Annotated in this window: 17 protein-coding genes and 1 riboswitch; of the genes, 7 read left to right on the plus strand and 10 right to left on the minus strand. The window is 46.2% G+C overall.

The genetic code is table 11. From position 1 onward, the window contains the following. The first annotated feature begins 8 nt into the window (after positions 1 to 8). Genes ACO1NU_RS03780 through ACO1NU_RS03790 form a run of 3 tightly spaced genes read left to right on the plus strand, consistent with a single transcriptional unit; the run spans position 9 to position 2978 of the window. Positions 9 to 236, plus strand: a complete 228-nt coding sequence (locus tag ACO1NU_RS03780; RefSeq protein WP_448817129.1) for a hypothetical protein — start codon at positions 9 to 11, stop codon at positions 234 to 236. A gap of 42 nt (positions 237 to 278) precedes the next feature. Next, positions 279 to 1808 (plus strand): glutamine-hydrolyzing GMP synthase, encoded by a 1530-nt coding sequence (gene guaA / locus ACO1NU_RS03785; RefSeq protein ID WP_448817130.1) that lies wholly within the window; start codon positions 279 to 281, stop codon positions 1806 to 1808. A 3-nt stretch (positions 1809 to 1811) separates the two neighbouring features. Continuing rightward, entirely contained in the window at positions 1812 to 2978 is a 1167-nt protein-coding gene (locus ACO1NU_RS03790; protein WP_448817131.1) for an RsmB/NOP family class I SAM-dependent RNA methyltransferase, read from the plus strand. 8 nt (positions 2979 to 2986) lie between these two features. Here the strand turns inward: ACO1NU_RS03790 and ACO1NU_RS03795 are convergent, their stop codons facing one another. From ACO1NU_RS03795 to cmoA, 5 genes are all read right to left on the minus strand, one after another. After that, on the minus strand, positions 2987 to 3565 hold the full coding sequence (locus tag ACO1NU_RS03795; protein ID WP_448817132.1) for a MarC family protein: 579 nt from the start codon (positions 3563 to 3565) through the stop codon (positions 2987 to 2989). A 47-nt stretch (positions 3566 to 3612) separates the two neighbouring features. Then, a complete protein-coding gene (locus ACO1NU_RS03800) occupies positions 3613 to 5073 on the minus strand; it encodes an amino acid permease (RefSeq protein WP_448817133.1) in 1461 nt (486 codons plus the stop codon). Between the two features lie 71 nt (positions 5074 to 5144). Then, on the minus strand, positions 5145 to 7358 hold the full coding sequence (locus tag ACO1NU_RS03805) for a sodium-translocating pyrophosphatase (RefSeq protein WP_448817134.1): 2214 nt from the start codon (positions 7356 to 7358) through the stop codon (positions 5145 to 5147). 45 nt (positions 7359 to 7403) lie between these two features. Next, the gene (locus ACO1NU_RS03810) at positions 7404 to 8126 is read right to left on the minus strand and encodes a methyltransferase family protein (RefSeq protein ID WP_448817135.1); all 723 of its coding nucleotides are present in this window, start codon (positions 8124 to 8126) and stop codon (positions 7404 to 7406) included. A 1-nt stretch (position 8127) separates the two neighbouring features. Continuing rightward, the gene (gene cmoA, locus ACO1NU_RS03815) at positions 8128 to 8889 is read right to left on the minus strand and encodes a carboxy-S-adenosyl-L-methionine synthase CmoA (protein ID WP_448817136.1); all 762 of its coding nucleotides are present in this window, start codon (positions 8887 to 8889) and stop codon (positions 8128 to 8130) included. 136 nt (positions 8890 to 9025) lie between these two features. Here cmoA and ACO1NU_RS03820 point away from each other — a divergent pair, with 136 nt between their 5' ends. Together ACO1NU_RS03820 and ACO1NU_RS03825 are read left to right on the plus strand one after the other, a co-directional pair. Continuing rightward, a complete protein-coding gene (locus ACO1NU_RS03820; protein WP_448817137.1) occupies positions 9026 to 9898 on the plus strand; it encodes a carbon-nitrogen hydrolase in 873 nt (290 codons plus the stop codon). Beyond that, positions 9888 to 10973, plus strand: coding sequence for an agmatine deiminase family protein (locus ACO1NU_RS03825; protein WP_448817138.1), 1086 nt, complete (start codon positions 9888 to 9890; stop codon positions 10971 to 10973). The genes ACO1NU_RS03820 and ACO1NU_RS03825 overlap by 11 nt, the downstream gene beginning before the upstream one ends. Before the next feature lie 93 nt (positions 10974 to 11066). On the opposite strand, the gene ACO1NU_RS03830 is transcribed toward ACO1NU_RS03825, so the two are convergent. Next, on the minus strand, positions 11067 to 13253 hold the full coding sequence (locus ACO1NU_RS03830; RefSeq protein ID WP_448817139.1) for a S46 family peptidase: 2187 nt from the start codon (positions 13251 to 13253) through the stop codon (positions 11067 to 11069). 51 nt (positions 13254 to 13304) lie between these two features. On the opposite strand from ACO1NU_RS03830, the gene ACO1NU_RS03835 reads away from it, so the two are divergent. Together ACO1NU_RS03835 and ACO1NU_RS03840 are read left to right on the plus strand one after the other, a co-directional pair. Next, the gene (locus ACO1NU_RS03835; RefSeq protein WP_448817140.1) at positions 13305 to 13778 is read left to right on the plus strand and encodes a GAF domain-containing protein; all 474 of its coding nucleotides are present in this window, start codon (positions 13305 to 13307) and stop codon (positions 13776 to 13778) included. Between the two features lie 4 nt (positions 13779 to 13782). Beyond that, on the plus strand, positions 13783 to 14385 hold the full coding sequence (locus ACO1NU_RS03840; protein ID WP_448817141.1) for a DNA-3-methyladenine glycosylase: 603 nt from the start codon (positions 13783 to 13785) through the stop codon (positions 14383 to 14385). 38 nt (positions 14386 to 14423) lie between these two features. Here the strand turns inward: ACO1NU_RS03840 and ACO1NU_RS03845 are convergent, their stop codons facing one another. The 4 genes from ACO1NU_RS03845 to ACO1NU_RS03860 form a co-directional block, all read right to left on the minus strand. Then, positions 14424 to 15626: a homoserine dehydrogenase gene (locus tag ACO1NU_RS03845; RefSeq protein WP_448817142.1), complete on the minus strand. Its 1203-nt coding sequence runs from the start codon at positions 15624 to 15626 to the stop codon at positions 14424 to 14426. Beyond that, on the minus strand, positions 15626 to 16687 hold the full coding sequence (locus ACO1NU_RS03850; protein WP_448817143.1) for a homoserine O-acetyltransferase family protein: 1062 nt from the start codon (positions 16685 to 16687) through the stop codon (positions 15626 to 15628). The genes ACO1NU_RS03845 and ACO1NU_RS03850 overlap by 1 nt, the downstream gene beginning before the upstream one ends. Before the next feature lie 57 nt (positions 16688 to 16744). Further along, complete coding sequence (locus tag ACO1NU_RS03855) at positions 16745 to 18052, minus strand: O-acetylhomoserine aminocarboxypropyltransferase/cysteine synthase family protein (RefSeq protein WP_448817144.1); 1308 nt, start codon at positions 18050 to 18052, stop codon at positions 16745 to 16747. A gap of 215 nt (positions 18053 to 18267) precedes the next feature. After that, positions 18268 to 18377: riboswitch (SAM riboswitch) on the minus strand. A 100-nt stretch (positions 18378 to 18477) separates the two neighbouring features. Then, positions 18478 to 19599: a trans-sulfuration enzyme family protein gene (locus tag ACO1NU_RS03860; RefSeq protein WP_448817145.1), complete on the minus strand. Its 1122-nt coding sequence runs from the start codon at positions 19597 to 19599 to the stop codon at positions 18478 to 18480. Positions 19600 to 19647: the final 48 nt, after the last annotated feature.

A 19647-nucleotide genomic window follows, 5' to 3' on the forward strand; every position in this document is an offset into this window, starting at 1 on the left:
GCAGCTCCATGGAAAAACCCGTAAACTTTATTCTTGCTGATAAATTTGTGAACACAAAGATTTACTACGTTAAATCCTTCGAAGATTTTCCCCTGGGAATAATCCGCTATTCGCTCTCGCAGAACGAATACGTGTTTAATCCCGACGGTGCCTATCTAAACTTCGAAGTAATGCTTCAGATAGGAACCTTCGTGAAAAATCTTATGGAGGAGCACCGTAGTACTTCGCAGCCCTAGCCTTATATTTGTGATTTTTATTGATATTTTGTAATTTCGCCCATGCAAGAGAAAATTATCATTCTTGACTTCGGTTCGCAATATACTCAGCTTATTGCACGCCGGGTTAGAGAACTTAACGTTTACTGTGAGATCCACCCATACAACCACCTTCCGGAGGTTGACGAAAGTGTTAAAGGCATCATATTTTCAGGAAGCCCTGCATCTGTAAGACAGGCTGATGCTCCTCAGATTGACTTCAATCTTTTTCATAAGAAATATCCTCTGCTCGGCGTATGCTACGGCGCACAATACCTCGCCTATAATTCCGGCGGAGATGTAGTTCCCTCTACAATCCGGGAATACGGACGCGCGCACCTGCAGTACGTCAACAACAATAACCCACTTTTTAAAGACATCAACTCCAATTCGCAGGTTTGGATGTCTCATGGCGACACAATTGCCGAAATAGCAGACGACTTTGAGGTGATCGCGAGTACAGACACAGTCCGCGTAGCGGCGTACCAGATCAAAGGGACACAGACTTACGGCATCCAATTCCATCCGGAAGTTACTCATAGCACTGATGGAAAGCAGTTATTGGAAAATTTTCTCCTGAATATTTGCGGTTGCAGCCAGGACTGGAATCCTGATTCTTTCATCGACAGCACAATTCAGGGCTTAAGGGAAAAACTTGGCGATGACAAGGTGGTACTTGGCCTTTCGGGAGGCGTTGATTCTTCCGTAGCGGCAGTGCTCCTTCATAAGGCAATCGGAAAAAACCTGCATTGTATATTCGTCGACAACGGCTTGCTAAGAAAAGACGAATATCAACAAGTGCTGGATTCATATCAGCACATGGGCCTCAATGTCCGCGGCATCGACGCTAAAGACCTTTTTGTAGGTCAGCTTACCGGCGTTAAGGATCCTGAACAAAAAAGAAAGATCATCGGCGCAGCATTCATCGAAGTATTCGATCAGGCAGCGCATGACGTGCAGGACGTTAAATGGCTGGGACAAGGAACGATATACCCGGATGTTATCGAGTCTGTGTCCGTGAATGGACCGTCTGCAACGATAAAATCTCACCATAATGTTGGTGGTCTTCCTGACTTCATGAAGCTTAAGGTTGTTGAGCCACTGAATACGCTCTTCAAAGATGAGGTCCGCCGTGTAGGCAAGGCCTTAGGCTTAGACGATGCGCTGCTTGGCCGCCATCCTTTCCCGGGACCGGGTTTAGCTATTCGTATAATTGGCGAAATAACACCTGAACGTATCGCAATACTACAGGAAGCTGACGCCATCTACATCAATAACCTGCGGAATTCCGGATGGTATGATAAAGTTTGGCAAGCCGGAGCAATCTTCCTGCCTGTTCAATCTGTTGGTGTAATGGGTGATGAGCGTACATACGAACATGTTATCTGTCTCCGCGCCGTAGGATCAATGGACGGTATGACTGCAGACTGGAGCCATCTCCCGTATGATCTGCTGGGCAAAATATCGAATGAGATCATCAATAATGTAAAAGGCATTAACAGAGTGGTTTTTGATATATCATCTAAGCCACCGGCAACTATTGAATGGGAATAAAAGATGTCCAATAAATACGAAAATCAGCTCAGGACTTTCCTTAGAATACTGGAAGCGTATCCTGAAACGATGCAACTTTCCCGGTTCCTTCCCGGCTATTTTCGTGAACATAAAAATATGGGATCAGGCGACAGGCGTACAGCCAGTCGCCTTCTCTATAACTACTTCCGTCTGGGCAAAGCATGCGCTGATTTACCTCCGGCCGAACGCCTCATGTTTGCGGAGTATCTTTGCGAAGGTAAAGAAAGCCTTTTCCTGCAGGCACTGCAACCAGATCTCTACGCCGAGGCAGATCAACCTCTTGATGACCGTATAGCATTCCTGGAGAACAACACCGACTTTAACATTGAAGACGTGTACCCATTTACGGGGCATTTTTCTAAAGGCTTGGAAAGTCGGCGATTTCTCGTTTCTTTGTTTCAGCAGCCCGATTTATTCATTCGCGTACATCCGGGAAAGATGGCGCTGGTGCAAGCAAAGCTCAATCAGAATGAAGTGCCATACCGGCAAGTGAATGATCATTGTCTGGCCTTACCGAACAGGGTCAAACTGGATCAGCTTTTTAGCACAACCGACCGCTTATTTGAGGTGCAGGACCTGTCATCGCAGCGAGCAGGCGAGTATTTCAAGCCATCAAAGTATGATTACTGGTGGGATGCCTGTGCCGCTTCCGGGGGGAAATCCCTGCACTTATTTCATCAGGAACCTACCGTCAAACTGATGGTTTCCGATGTAAGGGAAAACATACTGGAGAACCTCGACGAACGCTTTCGTGCTGCGGGCCTGAAGGCTTATCAGAAGAAAATACTGGACCTGACTAAAGACCCCTCTTTATTTCTGCACAGCTATTCATTTGACGGCATTATCCTTGATGCACCATGCACGGGATCCGGCACATGGGGGCGAAGTCCCGAACTGATCAGCCAGTTCAATGACCGGCAAATCGCTACATTTCAGCGACTACAGCGAATGATCGCCGCAAACGTGGTCAAGTTTATGAAAGAAGACAAGCCTCTGGTTTACATTACCTGCTCTATATTCGCAGAAGAAAATGAGGATAATGTGGAGTACTTCATGAAGACCTTCAATCTGAAACTCGAAAGCATGGAATTGATACGTGGTTATGACAAGAAGGCCGACAGTATGTTCGTGGCCAGACTGATCCGCTAGCTAACTATCTATAGTCCTGTGTTATTCTTAAACAATTTGATTGCGATAGCTAAAAGAATAATACCGAAAGCCTTACGCAGCACATTTAATCCCGACTTACCCATTAATCGCTCCAGCCAGATAACCTTCTTCAATACAAAATAAACGAAGATCATGTTCAGGAAAATACCCACGAGGATATTCTGGGTATCGTACTCCGACTTAAGTGATAGAAGCGTTGTCATTGTCCCTGCACCAGCAATAAGAGGAAAAGCAAGCGGAACTATCGACACGCTCTCCGGCACATCTTCCTTGAACAGGTTTATGCCGAGAATCATTTCCATCGCAATGAAGAAGATAACAAAGGAACCGGCTATAGCGAAAGATGCCACATCCAGGCCGATCAGGTTCAGCAACTCCGTTCCCAGGAACAGGAAGAGAGTCATCAATATCATAGACACTATCGTTGCCTTTTCTGATTGAATATGACCCGCCTTCTTTCTCAGTTCAATAACTACGGGAATTGAACCTATAATATCAATTATGGCAAACAAGATCATCGTTACAGACAGAATCTGCTTATGATCAAACTTTAAGTACTCACTCATTTTACGGGCATTAAGATGCCCGCAAAGATATTAAGATTAAAAGAGCTTTATACATTATTTTCTTCCCGCAACTGCCTTATTTTGCTGTGGCGTTTCCCGTAGCCGAAGTATACAATAACTCCCAGAAGCATCCAACCCATAAGTCTGATCCAGCTTTCAGAAGGGAGCGAGTACATCAGATAAACGCAGACCAGTATACCAAGCACTGGTACTACAGGCACCCATGGGGTTCTGAATGGGCGTACAGCATTCGGTAGCCTCTTCCGAAGAACAAGAATACCGAAGCACACAAGTGCGAATGCGAACAATGTACCGATACTAACCATGTGTCCGAGGTCAGAAACCGGAACAAATCCTGCAAAAAGGCTCACGAAGACCATGAAAAACAAATTTGTCTTCCAGGGAGTATAGAACTTTTTGTGTATGGCACCAAAGAACTTAGGTAATAACCCGTCTTTCGCCATTGTATAGAAGACACGTGACTGGCCCATCAGCATCACCAGAAGCACAGATGTATAACCGGCAAGAATGGCGATGATCAAACCATCCTGCAGAAATGAATAGCCAGTCATCGCAAATGCCGTCGCCGCGGGCTTCGCGTCGCCTGCAAAATCCTTGTAATTTACCAGACCTGTCATCACGTGGGCAAACAGCACATACAAGACGACGCATACAAGCAAGGATCCGATAATCCCTATCGGCATGCCTCGTTGCGGGTCCTTAGCCTCCTGAGCTGCCGTAGAGACAGCATCAAAACCGATGAAGGCAAAGAAGACCACAGCAGCACCTGTCGATATTCCCGTCCAACCAAAGTGCTCAAAAACACCTGTATTCTCAGGAATGTATGGGTGATAGTTATCCGGATTGATATGGCTCCATCCTAAAGCAATAAATAAAACAACGACGCCTATCTTCACAACAACCAGGACGTTGTTGATCGCAGCCGATTCTTTAGTACCCCGCATTAACACGAGGGACAAGAGAAATACGATAAAAACAGCTGGTAGATTGATCATACCTCCGTCGATAACGGTCCCGTCGCCAAGGCGTACCGTTTCCCAGGGGGACACGGCTAACTCATGCGGAATCGTGATATTGTACTTGTGGAGAATCTCCAACAGGTAGCGCGACCAGCTTACCGAAACGGTAGCCGCCCCCAGTGCATATTCAAGAACCAGGTCCCAGCCAATGATCCACGCCATAAACTCACCTAAAGTGGCATATGAATAGGTATATGCACTACCGGCTACCGGAATCATTGACGCAAATTCCGCGTAACACAAGCCGGCAAAGGCACATGCAACCGCAGCCAGCGCAAATGATATCGTAACCGCAGGTCCCGCGTTCTCAGCAGCAGCGATACCTGTAAGCGAAAACAATCCGGCACCTATAATGGCACCCACACCAAGAGCTATGAGATTAAAACTGGAAAGCGTTCGCTTCAGGTGCCCCTCACCACTTGCACCTGCCTCTAAAAGTAATTGTTCAATAGATTTTTTATGGAACATGACGGTAAAATAGAAATCAAACCTAACGCTTTTTCAGTTTAAAAAGAAGGTGATTTACGTCAATAGACGCGTTATTTGGCTTTAAACCCATCATTTACGTGAACCGTAAGAGGGGGAGAACTGGCCTGCTGTTCTGTTTTCGGCATTCTCTGAACAGCAGTAACCGACTGGTGACCAGAGATGTGCGGCGCGATAATCAAAGAAACAATAGACATCAACTTAATAAGGATATTCATCGAAGGACCTGAAGTGTCTTTGAACGGATCTCCCACAGTATCGCCGGTAATTGAAGCTTTGTGAGGCTCAGAGTTCTTGTAAAATGTCTCGTTGTTGATGACGGCACCCTTTTCAAAGGACTTCTTGGCATTATCCCATGCTCCTCCGGCGTTCGACTGGAACATTCCCATAAGAACACCCGAAACGGTCACGCCCGCGAGGACACCGCCAAGAACCTCGGGACCAAGTGTAAACCCGACAAGTACCGGAACAATGAGGGCTATGCTCCCCGGAAGCAGCATCTCGCGAATTGATGCCTTTGTAGAAATGGCGATACACTTTTCATATTCAGGCCGCGCTTTGTATTCCATGATTCCAGGTATCTCCCGAAACTGCCTTCTTACTTCTTGTACCATGTCCATGGCAGCCCTTCCAACCGCGGCAATCGCGAGAGAAGAAAAAATATACGGGATCATCCCACCCACAAACAGACCTGCAAGCACATTCGCCTTGTAAATATCAATGGAGTCAATTCTTGCTATACCAACAAAAGCCGCAAATAAAGCCAGTGAGGTAAGGGCAGCAGATGCGATCGCAAAGCCCTTTCCGGTGGCAGCGGTAGTATTACCAACCGCGTCCAAATTGTCCGTGCGCTCACGCACTTCTGCCGGCAACTTGCTCATCTCCGCAATACCCCCCGCATTATCAGCAATCGGCCCAAACGCATCTATAGCTAACTGCATAGCGGTCGTTGCCATCATACCAGCAGCTGCGATCGCCACTCCGTAAAGCCCTGCGAAATAGAAAGACCCATAAATCCCGCAGGCAAGCACCAGTATAGGAAGGAAGGTGGACTCCATACCGACCGACAAGCCTCCTATGATATTGGTTGCATGCCCCGTGGATGACTGATTGACGATCGACCTCACAGGCCTTTTTCCCATAGCAGTATAATACTCCGTTATCAAACTCATGAGAGCTCCCACTACCAGACCCACCACAATGGAATAAAACACATCTTCTTTGCTGAACGAAAATCCTCTTATAAGCATCGTGTCAGGCAACATCCACGCAACAGCAAAATAAGATGCTACTGCCGTCAGGATGATTGATGCCCAGTTTCCCAGGTTTAGGGCGGCAAGCACACTGTCAGATTCATTCTTCACGCGAACAAAGAACGTAGAAACGATAGAGAAAAACAGCCCCACACCAGCGATCAGCATGGGCAAGAGGATAGGAGCAATGCCCCCAAAGTCATCCTGCGACACAATTTCACGCCCCAGCACCATGGTAGCCAATATGGTTGCGACATATGAGCCAAACAAGTCGGCGCCCATACCTGCCACATCTCCCACATTATCGCCCACGTTGTCGGCTATAGTGGCCGGGTTCCTTACATCATCTTCCGGAATTCCGGCCTCTACCTTGCCAACAAGGTCAGCACCTACATCCGCAGCCTTCGTATAGATTCCGCCGCCGACACGTGCAAACAGTGCAATCGATTCGGCACCTAAAGAAAATCCGGCAAGAACCTCCAGTGCGCGCTCCATGCTCTGCCCGTTAACCGAAGCCCCGGTCTGCACCACGTAGATTTGATAAAAGACGATGAACAGAGAGCCTAAGCCTAACACCGCAAGTCCGGCCACTCCAAGGCCCATTACACAGCCACCGTTGAAGGCAACGCGGAAAGCTTTGGAAAGACTTGTCTTCGCCGCCTGCGTCGTCCGTACGTTCGCCTTAGTCGCAATGTTCATCCCGATATATCCTGCCAGGGCGGAGGTAAACGCCCCGATTAAGAACGATACCGAAATCATCCAGCTTGATGTTTCTACGAGCGTTCCCGACCAGAAGAGCAATGCACCTGTAACAATTGCGAAGTAGGTCAGGATCTTCCACTCCGCTTTCAGAAACGCCATAGCACCTGCGGCGATGTAGCCCGCTAATTTTTGCATCTCTTCATCACCGGCATCCTGCCTGATAACCCACTGTGATTTAGAAAACATGACTATTATTCCAAGCACACCCAACAGCGGGATAAGATAAATTAAGTTATCGTAAAAGAAGCTCATATAAAATAATTGGTTAGTTTTTGGTTTGGAGGTCAGCGGGCGGTGTCAATCCACCATCCGACCTGATTTTTTAAGATATCTCACAAAAAGGTAAACGGCTGTCAACGCTGTCAGAAACACGATGATCAGTAAGTTCCTGAAGTCATTATCATTGCTGGTTACCTGCGGATAGTAGATCAGGAGGATCAACGTTATTCCAACCAGCCAGACAAACTGCGTATTATACTCCTTTAGAATCCATCTTCTTATATTGAATCTCATTCCCGAGAACGTGCGCCGGATTCCGCTCCAGTTGATCCACCACCTGTTTACTCGTTCACAGTACCGTACGAAATCGGTCCCAAACTTGTTCCGGAGGAAATGCTCTTCAGCAAGTACAATGGCCTGATAGATAAACAGGAAGAGGGGCATCAATATGCATACAAACAGTACGGAATTCGCAAGAATTCCTACGCCCAGCAGCATCAATATATTGCCAACATAAAGCGGATTACGGCAGTGGTTAAATATGCCTTCCGTAACGAGTTTCTCTGCGTACACCTTCTTGTTCTGCCCACCGCGAACAATATACGCGAGGCCGATGGTCAATCCCCGGATCAGCTGTCCGCTTACCGTGATGATCAATCCAAGGGAGATAGGCCATAGATAGTAGTCACTTCCGAATTTGGCTTCTGTAAAAATATGTGGCGAAGGAATGAAGAGCGCCAGATAAAGAAAGATAAAAAGTACGTTCCTGTACTTGAAGAAAAAGTTGCCGATAGAAACCATCTTAATTCTTTACTGCGATTAGTCCTGAAAAATTATACCACTTAAAGAACACTTCGCAATGATTGAAGCCTGACTCTTTCAACATCAGGATGTTCTCCGACAGTTTGTAAGGGATCAGGACGTTCTCTAATGCTTCACGTTTCTGGGAGATCTCCATTTCGCTATAGTAATTTCTTCTCTTGTAATCGTAATAGTACTTAATGAAGCTTCTGTTAAAGAGACTCTCTTCGGCCAGAATCTTCTCAACGAGGATAAGAACACCACCGGGAACAAGGCCCTCGACAATTTTTCTCAGCACCTTTTCACGACATATCGGACGGATAAACTGAAGCGTGAGGCACAGAACCACAACAGAGGCGTTTTCAACTTTAAAATCCTGCTGGATATTTGCTTCGATAAGTTCATAGGGACGTACAAAGCCAGCTTCTTTAAGCTTGGTATCGCACTTCTTCAACATCTCCGATGCATCGTCAATGCCGATAAATTTAATATCCCCCTGCACGGTCTCATTCATACCGATCATCGTTGTTCCTGTCGAACATCCCAGATCATAAACCACCGTACCCGGAAGGGCGTGATCTGCAGCAAGTTCTGAAATCATTCGCTGCATTTCTTCATAGAACGGTACGGAACGGTTCACCATGTCATCAAAGACATTAACAACCGTAGTACCGAATTTGAAGTCTGAAACATTATTTATCTGATTGCGGAAAACCTCATCTTTCGGAGGCTCGGCGTTTCTGTTCTCAACGTCTGTTTTCAAGGTTTATAGTTTTGGTATGCAGTTAACGGATCAAGGCTTGGATAGTTTTTCTCTAATATATTAAATTGCTTTGGTTTAATACAATAGGCGAATATTGTGCAAGTTTGATTATTTTTGCAAAACATACAAGTATTAGATGAATCAGAAAGTCAAAGTAGGACTAGTGCAGATGAGCTGCACTTCGGGCAAGGAAGACAATCTTAGAAAAACGATCTCTAAAATCAGAGAGGTTGCGGCAGAGGGAGCGCAAATCGTTTGCTTACAGGAGTTATTCACTTCACTCTATTTTTGTGATGTCGAAGATTATGACAACTTTTTACTTGCGGAGACAATCCCTGGCCCTTCAACAGATGCATTATCTGAAGTGGCAAAGGAGCTCAATGTTGTAATTATCGCTTCATTGTTTGAAAAACGCGCACAAGGTTTATATCACAATACCACAGCTGTTCTTGATGCTGATGGAGCTTATCTCGGCAAGTATCGCAAGATGCATATCCCGGATGACCCCGGTTATTACGAAAAGTTCTATTTCACGCCTGGCGATATGGGCTATAAGGTGTTTGACACCAAATACGCCAAGATCGGCGTACTCATCTGTTGGGATCAGTGGTACCCTGAAGCGGCACGTATCACCGCGCTGATGGGTGCAGAAATTCTGTTCTTTCCGACCGCGATCGGGTGGGCATCATCCCAGGAGGTCGATACCAATACGGAGCAGTATAATGCATGGCAGACTATTCAACGCAGCCATGCCGTTGCTAACGGAGTACACGTAGTTTCTGTAAACCGCACAGGAGATGAGGGTCATATGAAGTTCTGGGGCGGTTCTTTCATCGCTAACCCTTTTGGAACAGTACTTTATCAGGCATCACATACCGAAGAAGAGAACCATGTACTTGAGCTTGATCTTAGCAAGTCTGACCGATACCGTACCCACTGGCCGTTCCTTCGCGACAGGCGGATCGACTCATACGCACCGATAACAAATCGCTATATTGATGAACAGTAAATTCCCGCAGGCTGCATTCCCGCTTTTTGCAAACGGAAGTACACCGAATAGTCTAGGCTATACCTTCCCGGCCGAATGGGCGCCTCACGAAGCCACATGGCTTTCCTGGCCCCACAAAGAAGCCAGCTGGCCGGGCAAAATCGACGCTATCTTTGCGCAGTATGCCCAGTTCATAAAGGTGCTGTCATGGAGTGAGAAGGTCAGAATAAACGTAGCTGACGAGCAAATGAAGCGCCTTGCGCTCCGGCATATAGAACAGTCGGGAGCTGATCTGTCCAAGGTTGAGTTTTTCTTTCACAAGACTGACGACGCCTGGTGCCGGGATCATGGTCCGGCTTTTTTGATCAACCCGCAGGCTGAGAACAAAAAGGTTATCGTAGACTGGGGATACAATGCCTGGGGCGGTAAATACCCTCCGTTTGATCAGGATGATATCATTCCTACGTTAATCGGGGAGGCGTTCAATCTACCCGTGTTTCACCCCGGCATCGTTATGGAAGGAGGATCTGTAGAGTTCAATGGAGCCGGAACGATCCTTACATCTACCTGTTGCCTTTTGAATGAAAACCGCAATCCTCACCTTTCAAAGGGCGAGATTGAAGAGTACCTCTGCGAGTTCTATGGAGCTGAACAGGTGCTGTGGGTAGAGGAAGGAATAGAGGGCGACGATACCGACGGCCACATCGATGATACTATCCGCTTTGTGAACAGCGACACAGTATTGTCAGTCGTCGAGACAAATATCTATGACGACAATTATTCGTTGTTACAGAAGAACCTCGATAGCCTGGGTAAACTGCGCCTGCTTAACGGAAAACAGCTCAATGTGATTGAACTGCCGATGCCTGATCCGGTTGTTTTCGATGATCAGCGCTTACCGGCCTCATACGCGAACTACTACATCAGTAACAAACATGTAATCGTTCCAACCTACCGCTGCGAAGCTGACGATAAGGCCCTCGACATCATTAGCAGTTGTTATCCTGACCGGGAGACTGTCGGCATAGACTCAACCGACATTATCTGGGGCTTGGGTAGCTTTCACTGCTTGAGCCAGCAGGAGCCTGCCGTATAATCTTGTTCGGGTAAATATATAAAGCAAACGAGGCTGCGTCATTCTTTAATTGACGCAGCCTCGTTTGCTTTTACAAGAGCTTATTATCTATCTTCATTCAGGTTTAACACCTATTTCTTCAAGCAGAAAGTTCGCTTTGTCTACCCGCGACGCCACCCAAAGCACGTAACGAATGTCAACGCCAATGGATCTGCTATAGTTCTCGTTCCAGGCATAATCGTTAATAGTAGCCTCATACGCACGATCAAAGTTAACTCCGATCAGTTCTCCCTTATCGTTCATTACCGGAGAACCGGAATTACCGCCTGTGGTATCCAGGTTGTATAAAAAGGACACAGGAACATCATTCAGGTCCTTCTTAATGAACGCTCCAAAGTCTTTCGCAAGCCACAGCTGTTTGATTGCTGCAGGATAGCTAAAATCGGGATTCTCACTGCTGCCTTTCTCAAGTAAACCTTTAATGGTTGTGAACGGCTTCATATAGGTAGCATCTGCGGGAGAAAAGCCTCTTACGTACCCGAATGTCAGGCGCAAGGTGCTATTTGCATCAGGAATAAAATCTCTTTTCTTGAATCTTTCCTTAACCGCAACATAATCTCCCATCAGCTTGTTGAGCTGACCATCGCGGCGATCCTTTTCAGGTTTCAGCGCCTCAATCTGGCTGTTAATTTCCCTTTCGAATACAAGCAACGGATCGTTATAGTCTGTTAGGGATTTGGGCGATTTGAGCAAAGTACTCATCACATAGTCCTGGTCTTTCAAACGTGTATACTGGTAGCGACTGTTTACAAATTTGTCTATCTGTTCATCCGGATTAAACCCTTTGATCACCTGTTTATCTACAACATCTATCCTCTGGTTCTTAGGGAGCTTGGCTGCATCCTCCAGCATACGGGTGAGTATAGTCTTGTCAGCGTCGATGTCAAAGCTTTCATAGCGGTCTGATAATGACTTTTTCAAGCTCGCCGCATTGTCAGCAAAGAACTTACTTCTTTCGGCAGCAGGCTTAGACAGCATCAAAGCTTTGAAGTCGTTGATCCGCTTCGCAACGTCAAGAAGACTGGTACTACTGTAGATCTGTGTCAGCCACATATCCTGATATACATCATTGAAAATCAATTTGTAAAGATTATCTATATCAGACATCAGATTACCATATCTGGCTTTCAGCTCCACGTTCTCGTTGATGTAGGCAGCAAGTGCCTCATCTTCCTGCTGTTTCTCCTTTACGAGGTCAAGTCCCCTGAGCCCTTTAAGTTTTCCGTTATAGTTCTTAAGAACGTTTGCGTTGCGTTTAACGCGTGTTGCCAGCTTAATATCCGTTGCTCTGTTCTTTTTTCCGGCTTCGGCCATTGCCCTATTCTGAAAGTCGTACAAGTTGGATACATAGGGAAGCAGGAAATTCTGCTGATAAGCCATAAACTGAGCAGGGCGGTGTCTGAATGTACGACCGGGATACCCGAGTATAAAAACAAAGTCGTCTTCGCTAACTCCATTTGCGTTTACTTTCAGGAATTTCTTTGGCGTATAAGGGACATTGTCTTTTGAATAAGCCGCAGGAGATCCATCGGGTGCTACGTACGCCCGCATAAAGGAGAAATCTCCTGTGTGACGTGGCCATACCCAGTTGTCGGTTTCACCGCCGAATTCACCTACGTTACGTGAGGGAACGTAAACCAGCCTGACGTCCTTAATAATCTTGTATTTGAAAAGCACATAGGTCTTGCCGATGAACATTTCTGAAACTTCGGCTTCAATCGTCGAATCCTTAGCCACTGCTTCAGAAGCAAGTCTCTTCATCTCTGAGTTGATTACCCGTATACGCGAAGCCGGATCGGTCACGTTCGCTACTGCAGACAAGATCTTTTCAGACACATCTTCATAACTGTCGGTAATCCGGCAAGTCATTCCTTTCGCTTCGATCTCCGCAGACTTATCTTGTGCTACGAAGCCTTTCTCAAGATAGTCGTGCTCTGGCGTGCTGGCAAGCTGAACCGCACTGAAAGCACAATGATGGTTCGTGATAATCAGTCCCTGATCTGAAATAAAGGATCCAGTACAGCCACCCACACGCACTAACGCATCAACAAGGCTGGCGTTTTTACCTTCCGGATCATAGATTTCTTTTTGGTCAATCTTCAAACCCGCCTTATTCAGATTAACATTTTTCAGTTCACTAAGAGGGAACATACCTTCGTCGGGCGGTACGTAAGCCGAACCCGAAATAAGCAGAGCGAGCAATGAGGTAATCAAAACTCTCTTCTTTTTGTTGGTCATCATATATGTGTTTATCAATTGACAAAAATAAATTTAATAAAGTACTTTTACGGCATGGCAGAAGATCTGAATATTAACACAGGAAGCCGGGAAGAGCAATACAGATCGCTTATCCCGCAAATTGCTGGATTACTTGATGGAGAAACCGACCTGATAGCCAATTTGGCTAATGTAAGTGCCGCGTTGAAAGAGCAGTTCAACTTTTTCTGGGTAGGTTTCTATCTGGTGAAGGGGGATGAACTGGTACTCGGTCCATTCCAGGGTCCGGTGGCTTGTACGCGGATTGCAAGGGGCAGAGGGGTTTGTGGTGCAGCGTGGGACAGGGGAGAGACCTTAATTGTACCCGATGTGGACGCCTTTCCTGGCCACATCGCCTGTAGCTCACTATCGCGGTCGGAGATTGTTGTACCGATCTTTAAAGATGATGCGGTTGTGGGTGTGCTTGATGTCGACAGCTCATCATTGGCAGAGTTCAGCGAAGTCGATCAGCAATATCTTGAGGAAATAATCAGGTTGATCCACCTTTAAGTGTATGCGTACTGCTGATTTACTGCCACCTGAATTCTATAAGAATGACGATACCCTCGCTGTATGCAGGCAGTTGCTGGGTAAAAAGTTATGTACGTTCATTGACGGCATATACACTTCTGGAATGATAACCGAAGTGGAGGCCTATCGTGGACCCGAGGACCTTGGCTCACACGCGTATAAAAACCGAAGAACGACGCGTAATGAAACGATGTATGCGGAAGGAGGGCTTATTTACATGTATATCTGCTACGGTATCCATGATATGCTAAACATTGTCACGGGAAAAGAGGGCGATTCGCACGCGGTGCTGATCAGAGCACTCCAACCCCTTGAGGGGATTCCACACATGTGCGAACGCCGGGGTATTCAAGATATGAAGAGGCTGTGCAAGGGACCGGGTGCGCTAGCGAAAGCAATGGGGCTTCAGAAAAAGCATGATGGCATTTCGCTCCAAAGCGAGATAGTTTGGATAGAAGACGCTCCGGAAATTACCGGTGATCAGATGGTTGAAACTTCCAGAATCGGCTTGAATATTCAGGGCGTTTATCGCGATATCCCCTGGAGATACTATATTAAAGACAACAGCTTTATTAGCAGGAAATAGTATCAAAGTCTCCGGAGACTTTGATACTATTTTAGAGTTTATACTGAAGGGGCAAGCACGCTGCCTATCTCTGCAATAAAGATTTCAGGATGGTCCAGAAGTTCCGCGTTAGCGATGAGCTGGCTCAAAGCAACTTTACCAATTACATAGCTAAAATCAGGGGAGTAGAACCTCTCGGTTACTTCAGAAAGCTCGAGCTTTGAAAGTACCGCCTCGTCGCTATAACGGAGGTACACATTTAGCTCGTAATCGTTAGATAAGACAAAACCCTTGTTTGACCGGTACTTCTTGTATTCATACTTGTACTCATATCGAAGTGCGGTGATGTCGGAAAGAACCGCAGAACCAGTTGGGTGACCGCCGGCTCCCTTTCCAAAGAAGAATTGTTGATCGGCAAATGCCGCCTGTACAATCACACCGTTATACTCGTTTTCGACGTTGTAAAGAAAATCATCCGACTTTATCATCTTCGGCAGAACGTACAAGACAACCTGCTTTTCGCCGAATTCAAGTGCCGTTGGCACCAGCTTGATCTTGTAATTCTTTTCTTTAGCGTATTGAATATCTTTAGACGAGAGGTTCTGAATGCCTATGTTAAACACGTCCTCAGGATTTGGCAAAACGCCGTATGCATGAGAGGCCGCTATAACGAGCTTATATTTAGCATCAAAGCCTCCTACATCCAGGATCGGATTTGTTTCGGCGAAGCCGAGATCCTGTGCCTGTTTTAAAGCGGTGTCATAATCAAGATTCTCGCTGAAGGTCTTTGACAGAATATAGTTTGATGAGCCGTTGAAAATACCTCTTATCGAGTATAGAAGCTCATTGTCGTAATACTCCTCAAGGTTCCGGATGATGGGAATACTTCCACAAACGGCACCTTCATACAAAAGAGAAGTTCCATACTGTTCCTGAATATGGAGAAATTCTTCCAGATGTGTCGCAACCATCTTTTTATTAGCAGAAACTACGTTCTTGCCACTCTGCAGAGCGGCCTTGACAATCTCGTAAGCTGCATCTGCGTCATTGATCAGCTCAACGATTGTGTTGATTTCCGGATCATTAAGGATGATCGATGCATCAGTTGTAAAAAGATCCTCGGGTAGCGAACGTTTCTTACCGGGATTCTTGATGGCTATCTTTTTAATTTCAAGATTCAGGTCTTTTGTACGGATAATATCATTTAATCCCTGACCTACAACTCCAAACCCAAATAGCCCTATAGTTAATTTTGTGCTCATTAATGCTGTAAATTTGTGATGCGGCCGGTTTCTGAACCGCTGATTGTGCTTTTAAGAAAATTGCTTATTTCGTGAGTAAGTGTTTCGGTTTCTACCAGAAAGCCGTCATGACCATAAAAGGAGCTGATCTCTACATAGCGGGCACCTGGAATATGTTCGGCAATAAAACGCTGCTCAGCAGGCGGAAATAAAATGTCGGACGTTATTCCGATCACCATTGTCTGCGCCTTTACTGCATCTAATATCTTAGGATCGTGTTCTCTGCCCCTGAAAATATTATGGCTGTCCATCGCTTTGCTCAAGTACCAGTAGCTGTATGCGTTGAATCGCTTTACCAGCTTATCTCCCTGATAGTTCTGATAAGATGAAGCTTTGAAGTCATCGGTCTTGTCATTGGAGATCTCCTGCTGGGAGATGGCGTATGTATCGTAATGCCTGTAGGATAGGAGGGCAATACTACGGGCTGCCTTCAGTCCCTTAATGCCACCATCCGGAGTGTTCGAGTAAAATGTCGGATCTGCCGACAGCGCCAGTCTCTGACTTTCATTAAATGCGATGCCCCAGGGGGAGTGTTTGGCGTTCGTAGCCATCAGGATCAGTCTGTTAATCCGGTTTGGTTCAAGTAGTGCCCACTCCAGACTTTGCTGACCTCCTAATGAACCGCCTATCAGGATGTCTATTGTGGTAATTTCAAGATAATCCGCCAGTATCTTCTGTACACTTACAAGATCGCGGGTGTTAAATTGAGGGAAAGTCAGGTACCAGGGTTCACCGGTAGCAGGGTTTATCGAAAGCGGATTCGTTGTACCGTAGTTTGACCCGAGTATATTCGCACATACAATGAAATGTTCCCGTGGATTGAAGAGCTCATTTTCGCCAAACAAACCTTTCCACCAGTCAAATACGTCGGCATTAGCAGTCAATGCGTGACATACCCAAACAACGTTATCCTTTCTTTCATTGAGCGTACCGAAGGTCTGATAAGCGATCTCAAGTTCTGCCAATTCAGAACCGTTCTCTAACTTAAATGTACCCGTGTATGTGTATTTTTTTATGTTCATTCACTTATAAGCACGTCCCGGCCGGAACCGGGACTTTTTGAAATCTAGCTCTTAGCGCTATATTGATATTTTGGCAAAAGCCTGTTCGAAGTCTGCCTTAATATCATCGATGTGTTCAATTCCGACAGATACGCGCAACTCGGCTGGCTTAACGCCTGCAAGAAGCTGATCGCTCTCGTTTAGCTGCTGGTGAGTTGTTGCTGAAGGCTGTATAATGAGTGTTTTCGCATCGCCAACGTTTGCCAGGTGACTGGTAAGCTGCAGTGCATCAACAAATTTTACTGCATTCTCTTTCTCCCCATTTAACTCGAATGATAATACAGCCCCAAAACCGTTGCGCAGGTATTTCTTAGCGTTTGCGTGATAACGGTTGCTTTCCAGTCCCGGATAGTTGACATTCTTTACCTGAGGGTGTTGTTCCAGCCAACGGGCGAGCTCCAAAGCGTTGTCAACATGGCGCTGTACGCGCAGCGACAATGTTTCGAGTCCCTGGATAAACATGAAGGAGTTGAAAGGCGACAATGCCGCTCCAAAATCCCGTAAGCCTTCTACGCGTGCTCTGATAATAAACTGGATGTTACCGAACGGTCCGCCTAAGCCAAAAACATCATTGAAGACCATACCATGGTATCCTTCTGAAGGCTCGGTAAAAGATTTGAATTTTCCATTTCCCCAGTTGTAGGTTCCTCCGTCAACAATCACTCCACCAATACTGGTTCCGTGACCGCCGATCCACTTGGTTGCAGATTCCACGACGATGTGCGCTCCATGCTCCAATGGTCTGAAAAGATATCCTCCGGCTGCGAAAGTATTATCGACGATAAGCGGCAGATCATACTTCTGAGCTAATTGTGCGAACTTTTCAAAGTCAGGAACACTGAAGCTTGGATTACCTATGGTTTCCAGGTAAATCGCCTTTGTTTTATCATCGATATGCTGTTCGAAACTTGAAGGATCGTCCCCATTCGCAAAGCGGGCTTCTATACCCAGACGTTTGAAAGAAACTTTGAACTGATTATATGTCCCTCCGTAAAGGAAAGATGAGGCGACGAAGTTATCACCGGCTTCAAGTATATTGTTAAGTGCTATGAACTGTGCAGCCTGACCAGAGCCTACTGCGAGAGCTGCGATTCCACCTTCTAAAGCGGCTATTCTCTTTTCGAAAACATCCGTAGTGGGGTTCATAATTCTGGTATAGATATTACCGAATTCCTTCAGCGCAAACAAATTTGCTCCGTGCTCTGAGCTTTTGAAAACGTATGATGATGTTTGATATAACGGAACAGCTCTTGATCCGGTTGTTGGATCAACTTCCTGACCCGCATGTACCTGTAGCGTTTCAAATTTTAAATTGTTTAGTGACATAGTGAGGGTTTATTTATGATGTGGATATTAGACAAGATAATGCCGCAGCGGTTTTTAAGAAGCCGGAGGCAGTTAAAGAAGAACTTAGAAGCAAGAGCATGGACTGGTAATAAGCACGAGAGACCTAACGTCTGACTTAAAACCTGTAGAAAGAGGCGAACCCTCTAAACCCGCTAGGGGATACTGATGAATTTTTTCTTTGTTCATGGTGTATTAATTTATATTTTTCCGCCTATACAGCCGGAACAGGATTTGGCACCTTTTCCTTTTAGGAAGGTTGTCAGCGGGTCACGGAGCCTGATCTCTCACCGCTTCTTTATAAATCAAAACCTTTATAGAGGTGTTGATAGATTGATATTACTATCAATTGCTGTCAAATATAATCGATGACTTTCATATTTTCCAAAAGAATATAGAAATATATGTTACAACCCGGAGAGCGCCTGATTCAGATCGTCTATGAGATCATCCACGTTTTCCAGTCCTACGGAAATCCTGAGCAGATTTTCCGGAGTCTTAGTACCAGGCCCTTCTACAGATGCACGGTGCTCAACAAGGCTTTCTACACCTCCAAGGCTGGTGGCCTGGGTAAAAACCTGCAGGTTGCCCGCTACTTCGAGCGCCTGAGCTCCCGTCCCCTTAATAGTAAATGACATCATTCCGCCAAAGTCGCTCATTTGCGCAGCTGCCACCTCATGCATTTTATGATCGGTCAAACCCGGGTAGAAGACCGCCTCAACGGCTTGGTGAGTGTTTAGAAAAGCGGCAATTTTCTTTGCATTCTCTGCATGGCCTCGCATTCTGTACGGAAGCGTCTTGATACCACGCACGGTCATATAGCAGTCGAAAGGAGAGGGGACCGCCCCAGAGAGCGACTGAACGTCACGGACTTTCTGCCAGAAAGGGTCCACTTCTTTGGTAATAAGTACGCCTCCCAAAACATCGCTGTGCCCGCCCATATACTTTGTTGAGGAATGCATTACGATGTTTGCTCCCAGGTCAAGCGGACGCTGGAATACCGGCGTGGCGAACGTGTTATCGCAGCAAACGAGAATATCGTGCGCCTGGGCAATCTTACAAATTTCGCGAATGTCGCTTATCTTCAAAAGCGGGTTAGAAGGTGTCTCTATCCAGATCAATCTGGTATTGCTTTTAATCAGTGAACGGACGCCCGCAATATCGCTCATATCAACGAAATCGAACTCCAATATTCCTGCATAAACCTGTTTGAGTAAGTTCCGCAGTCCGTGATACATATCTTCCGGTGCGATCACGTGACATCCGGGCTCAAGTGACTGGAATACAGCAGATCCTGCGGCATTCCCTGATGAAAATGCAGCTGCATCCGCGCCTCCCTCAAGCCTGGCAACTACATTCTCTAAAGATGAACGGTTCGGGTTACTGGCACGCGTGTACACGTGTCCGCCCGGATAGCTTCCGTCCAAACCCCTTTCGAATGTGGTAGATAGGGTAATAGGCTGAATAACTGCTCTGTCTGAAGAGTCTGTTTTATTTCCTTCGTGTATCGCTATCGTCTCAATTTTCATATTAGTATGTATAAGAGGAGCACTGATGCAGGCCAAGCTACGTTGAAA

This window comes from Arcticibacter sp., assembly GCF_053551015.1.